Here is a 5,415-nt window from a genome sequence, read left to right on the forward strand (position 1 = left end):
CCCGTCGACTTCGAGCAATCATTTCTCACCCTTTAATTGTGTCCACTAAATCGGGTAAAGCTCATCGCTCGACTTGACTTAAAACGCCCGCCGGCTGCGGTTTGACCGGTTTTAACTTTGAGAAAGCCGTGTGGATAAAAAACCATCTTGCCCAAACCCCTTGACTTATGATAGATTCAAAATCAAACCGATCGAAAACGGGAACTTTCCGCACAGCGCATCGTCTTATCTTAACGTGAGTTCGAGATAAGATCAAAACCCGGCATGCAATGCCAATGACCCCCACCTGCACCTCCCCCAAAATCGCAGGGGCGATTTTGTGGGAGGCGGGAGGGGGAAGAAAATTCGAAAGTTGATGTAAAAATGATTTATCCAGAATTGACGTTATTTAAGGTGGAACGGGTAAGCCCGTCAACCGCTGCATTTTTCGTAAACGAGGAAACCCATGGCAGAAACCGAATCGAACGATATCGAAATCATCGAAGAACCCCGTCCGCGCCGGCTGCGTTTTGACTGGCTGCTGGCGGTCTTCTTCCGTCCGGGGCGCACCATGCAGGCCGTCAGTCAGCAGGAAAAAGGCGTCTGGCTGGCGCCCCTGCTGGTGTTGAGCCTGCTGGCGTTGATCGTATCCCTGGCTGGCGGGCCGGCGCGCGCCGCCGCCGCTCAGCCGAGCGGCGAACTGCCGCCCGACTTTCAGTACTGGCCGCCCGAACAGCAGGAGCAGTACTTCCAGAGCCAGCAAAACCGCGCCAGCCCGATGGTCATTTACGGTCTGCCCGCCCTGGGCGCACTGACCGGGGTGTGGATCGGCTGGTTTTTGCTGGGCAGCATCCTGCATCTGGCGCTGACCATGGTCGGCAGCCGCGGCAGCAACACCGCCGCGCTCAATCTGGCGGCCTGGGCAAGCATGCCGTTCGCCTTGCGCTTCATCGTGCAGGCAGTTTACATGCTGACCACCCGCCAGGTGATTCAGGCGCCCGGACTTTCCGGCTTTTTAGCGGCCGATGCCGAGGGCTTTACCGCCTTTTTGCGCCCGCTGCTGGCCCAGGTGGATTTATATACCATCTGGATGATCATCCTGCTGCTGGTCGGCGCGGCGCCGTTGACTGGTTTGGGCAAGGGCAAAACCTGGTTGGCGGTGATTCTCTCGGTGGCCTTGCTGCTGTGTTTGCAGGCCTTACCCGGCTACATTGCCGGCCGGCTGAGCGGGCTGAACCCCACCCGCATGTTCTTCTAAGCGGGCAGTTATGACGCAAGCCAACGGTGCATTCATTCAAATCCGCGATCTGCGCAAAACCTACCTGATGGGTAAGCAGAAGGTGCACGCCCTGGCGGGGGTCACGCTGGATATTCCGCGCAACACCTTCACGGTCATCATGGGGCCCTCTGGTTCGGGCAAGAGCACCCTGCTGTACCTGCTGGGCGGGTTGGACCGCCCGACTTCCGGGCAAATCATCATAGACGGCGTTGCCCTCGACAAAATGGACGAAAACGAACTGGCGGTCTACCGCCGCAAGAAAATGGGCTTCATCTTTCAATCCTTCAACCTCGTCCAGACGATGAACGCGCTGGAAAACGTGGCTTTCCCGCTGCGCTTTGCCGGCGTCCCGACCGGTCAGCGCCGCAAACGGGCCCTGGAACTGCTGCGGCAGGTGGGGCTGGAAAACCGCGTGCATCACAAACCGACCGAGCTTTCCGGCGGCCAGCAGCAGCGGGTGGCAATTGCCCGCGCCCTGGCCAACCAGCCCGAGGTGATTCTGGCGGACGAGCCGACCGGCAACCTTGATACCGCCAGCGGTTTAGGCATCATGCAGCTGCTTTCCGACCTGCACCGCAGCGGGAAAACCGTCATCGTCGTCACCCACGACCCGCGCATTCACACTTTTGCCACCCATTCGGTCTATTTGCTGGACGGCAAAGTGGTCAGCGAAGCCGAATTTCAGGCCGCGGCTTCCTTTGCATTTCAAACCGCATCCGAAGAAAGCGATTCAAAATGAAAACCAAACTCCTCACCCTTTTGCTCTTTTTCAGCCTTGTTTTCACCCTGCCGGTGGCCGCCCAAAGCCCGGTTCTGAGCGTCACCGCCGATGCTTCCGCCAAAAGCGGCGCACCCGGCGCGGTGGTGGTGTACACCCTCACCCTGACCAACACCGGCTCAGCCGCCCTCAACCTGACTGCGCCGGACCCCGATTCGCTCAACGGCTGGCCGGCTTCGGTTACCCTGAACAGCATCGCCCTCAACCCCGGGGCAAGCACCACCGCTGTGGTTTCGGTGGCCATTCCCGCCAGCGCCGGCGATGGCAACATGGATGTGACCACCGTGCGCTTTCTGGATGGAAGCACCGAAGTGGGTAGGATTGGACTGACCACCACCGCCCGCCGCCCGCAGCCGACCGCCGCCGGCCGCCCGCTGCTGGTGCTGGATTCCTACGGCGTGAGCGGCGATCAGGAAATCACTCCCGGCCAGCAATTCGAGCTGCGCCTGACGCTGGTCAACCGCGGACAGGATTTTGCGCGTAATGTGCTGATCACCTTTACCGGTACGGACTTCCTGCCGGTGGATACCGGCGGCGTGCGCGCCCTCAATGAAGTGGACCCCAACGAAAAGGTTAACGTCTTTCAATCCCTGATCGCCAATCCTTCGCTCAGCGGGCAAAGTGTGGCAACCCTGACGGTCAATCTTTCCTACACCAATCTGGACGGCAGCGCATCCTTCACCGAAACCCTGACGATCACCATCAACCTCAAAAAACCATCGGTGGGCGGACCGGCGCGCCCAACTGCCACCCCCACGCTGATCAGCCGCCCGCAGCTGGTGGTCACCGCCTATCAGACCGATGTTGACCCCCTGCAGCCCGGCGCCATCTTCGAGCTGAAAATGGACATTCGCAATCTGGGTACCGCCAACGCCCGCTCGGTGACCATGGTTCTGGGCGGCGGCGCCTCGCTCAACGAGCAGGGCACCCCCGTGCCGGGCGGCAGCGAGCTTTCCACCTTTGCGCCGCTGGGCGCTTCGAATGTAATTTTTCTGGGCGATGTGCCGGTTGGCACGACCATCAGCGCCACCCAAAAGTTGATCGTCAATGTAACCGCCAACCCGGGGGCTTATCCTTTCAAACTTTCCTTCATTTACGATGACGAAAAAGGCAGCCGGCAGATCAACGATCAGGTCATCACCCTGTTGATTTACCAGTTACCGCAGGTGGAAGTCGGCTTTTACCGCGACCCGGGCATCTTCTACACCAATCAGATGTCCATGCTGCCGCTGCAGGTCACCAATCTGGGGCGCAAGACCGCCGTGCTGGGTAACATGCGCGTTACCAGCCCGAATGCGGATATTACCAACAACGTCACCCTGGTCGGCTCGCTGGAGCCGGGCGGCTACTTTACGCTGGACGCCAACATCATGCCCTTCCAGCCCGGCCCGCTGAATATCGAAGTCAACATCAACTACACCGATGACTTCAACCAGCCGCGCACCATCACCCAAACCCTGACGGTGGAGGTGATGGAAATGCCAGCGCCGGAATTTCCAACCGACGGCTTTCCGCCAGAACCGCCGCCGCCCGCCGAAGAAACTTTCTGGCAGAAGGTTCTGCGCTTTTTGCGCGGCCTGATCGGACTGGACAGCGCCGAACCCACCCCGCCGCCCGTCATGCCGGGCGAACAAATCCCGCCCGAAGGTGTCCCCGGCCAGCCGATTCCCGTGCCGGTGGAACCGCTGCCGCGCCCGAAAGGATGATCGCGCCACTGTGCGTACTTTTTAGCGGTATGACCGAATTGGAGGTGTCAACATGCGTTTTCTGGATCTGGTCAGGTTAATTTTCGACAATTTAGGCAGGCGCAAAGGCCGCGTAGCGCTGACCGCCATCGGCGTGGTGATCGGCACTGCCTCGGTCATCCTGCTGGTTTCGCTGGCCATCGGCCTGCAGCGCAGCGCCACCAGTCAGCTGTGGGGCATCAGCGACCTGAAACGGATTGATGTTTTTCCCGGCTGGAGCGAGGTGAATGTCGGGCCGGGGCCAATGGCGGTTGACCCTGTGACCGGCATGCCGCCGGGGGTCAAACTGCTCACCCCGAAAACGGTCGAAGAAATCCGTGCCATACCGGGTGTGGCGCTGGTCAGTGTTCGTCAGAATTTGAGCGGCGGCGCCTTGCTGAAATACGGCCGAATGGAAACCTGGCCGTGGCTGCAGGGGGTGGATGTGGATGACCTTGCCATGTACGAATTCAAGGCACAGGTCGGCACCACCCAGCTGGAACGCGGCACGGCGGTTGTGGGAGCATGGGTGCTCAAGAATTTTTACGACCCGCGCCAGCGCCCGGGACAGGAACCTCCGCCGCCGCCCACCCCGCAGGACATTGTCGGCCAGCAGGTGAAACTGGAAATTACCAAATGGACAGAAGACGGGCAAACCATTACCCGTACCTTTACCATCCGCATCGCCGGTGTGCTGGAAGAAGCGCGCGGCGAACAAGACGGCGCCATGTTTGTGCGGCTGGATGAAATGCTCAAATGGGAAGAATGGGTGCGCGGCAAACGGGTCAACTTCAACAAAGAGGGCTACAACCAGCTGCTGGTGCGCGCCGAAGACCCCTCGCAGGTGGTCGAAATTGCCGACCAGATTAACGCCCTCGGCTATCAGGCCTCCACGCCGCAGTCCTTTGTGGAAGGCATCAACAGTTTCTTCCTCGTCCTGCAAATGGTCTTTGGCGGCATCGGAGCCATCTCCCTGCTGGTAGCCGCCATCGGCATTGCCAACACGATGACCATGGCGATTCTGGAACGCACCCGCGAAATCGGCCTGATGAAGGCCATCGGCGCCACCAACCGCGATGTGCTCAGCATCTTTTTGGGCGAAGCCGCCGGAATCGGGCTGATCGGCGGCATCGGCGGGGTGCTGTTGGGCTGGGGCGGCAGTTTTGCCATCAACTTTCTGGCAACCACCTTCCTCGCCGGGCAGTCCAACCCGTATGGCGGACTTGGGCCGGGAATTGCCGCCGCAACGCCGGTCTGGCTGCCGATTTTTGCGCTGGTGTTTTCTACGCTGGTCGGGTTGATTTCGGGGTTGTACCCCTCCCTGCAGGCCGCCACGCTGGTGCCGGTCAACGCCTTGAAGTACGAATAAACGGCAGTTTGGGACAGACCCTTTCCCCACTCCCATTGGGGTTTTCGGCCCCCTCGCAACGGTTTGAGGCCGTTAATGCCATTCCGAGCGAAGCGACACTCACCAGTGCTGACGGGAATCTCCCCTCTTACTTATGGTAGGCCGTGCGGGAGACTGCCACGCTCGCTGCGCTCGCTCGCAGTAACTGTGTTAAAAGTCAAGGTGGAAGATGGGCGGAAATGGTTACGGAGCTGCCCATGAGGCCTTGTGACGAACCATAGCATTCATAATGGTCAACATCTTGCGC

4 protein-coding genes are annotated in these 5,415 nt (G+C 59.9%); all 4 read left to right on the forward strand.

All coding sequences use genetic code 11. The features are described from left to right. The first annotated feature begins 445 nt into the window (after nucleotides 1–445). The 4 genes from ACWIZX_RS12540 to ACWIZX_RS12555 are packed head-to-tail and all read left to right on the forward strand — an operon-like array spanning nucleotide 446 to nucleotide 5,129. Nucleotides 446–1,237: a Yip1 family protein gene (locus ACWIZX_RS12540; protein ID WP_448336016.1), complete on the forward strand. Its 792-nt coding sequence runs from the start codon at nucleotides 446–448 to the stop codon at nucleotides 1,235–1,237. Between the two features lie 10 nt (nucleotides 1,238–1,247). Next, nucleotides 1,248–1,997 carry an ABC transporter ATP-binding protein gene (locus ACWIZX_RS12545; protein WP_322792830.1) on the forward strand — a complete coding sequence of 250 codons (750 nt, stop codon included), beginning with the start codon at nucleotides 1,248–1,250 and terminating at the stop codon, nucleotides 1,995–1,997. Beyond that, nucleotides 1,994–3,742 (forward strand): hypothetical protein, encoded by a 1,749-nt coding sequence (locus tag ACWIZX_RS12550; protein WP_448336017.1) that lies wholly within the window; start codon nucleotides 1,994–1,996, stop codon nucleotides 3,740–3,742. Before ACWIZX_RS12545 ends, ACWIZX_RS12550 begins: the two co-directional genes overlap by 4 nt. A gap of 52 nt (nucleotides 3,743–3,794) precedes the next feature. After that, entirely contained in the window at nucleotides 3,795–5,129 is a 1,335-nt protein-coding gene (locus ACWIZX_RS12555; RefSeq protein ID WP_448336018.1) for an ABC transporter permease, read from the forward strand. Nucleotides 5,130–5,415: the final 286 nt, after the last annotated feature.

It is taken from the genome of Bellilinea sp., from assembly GCF_053501535.1.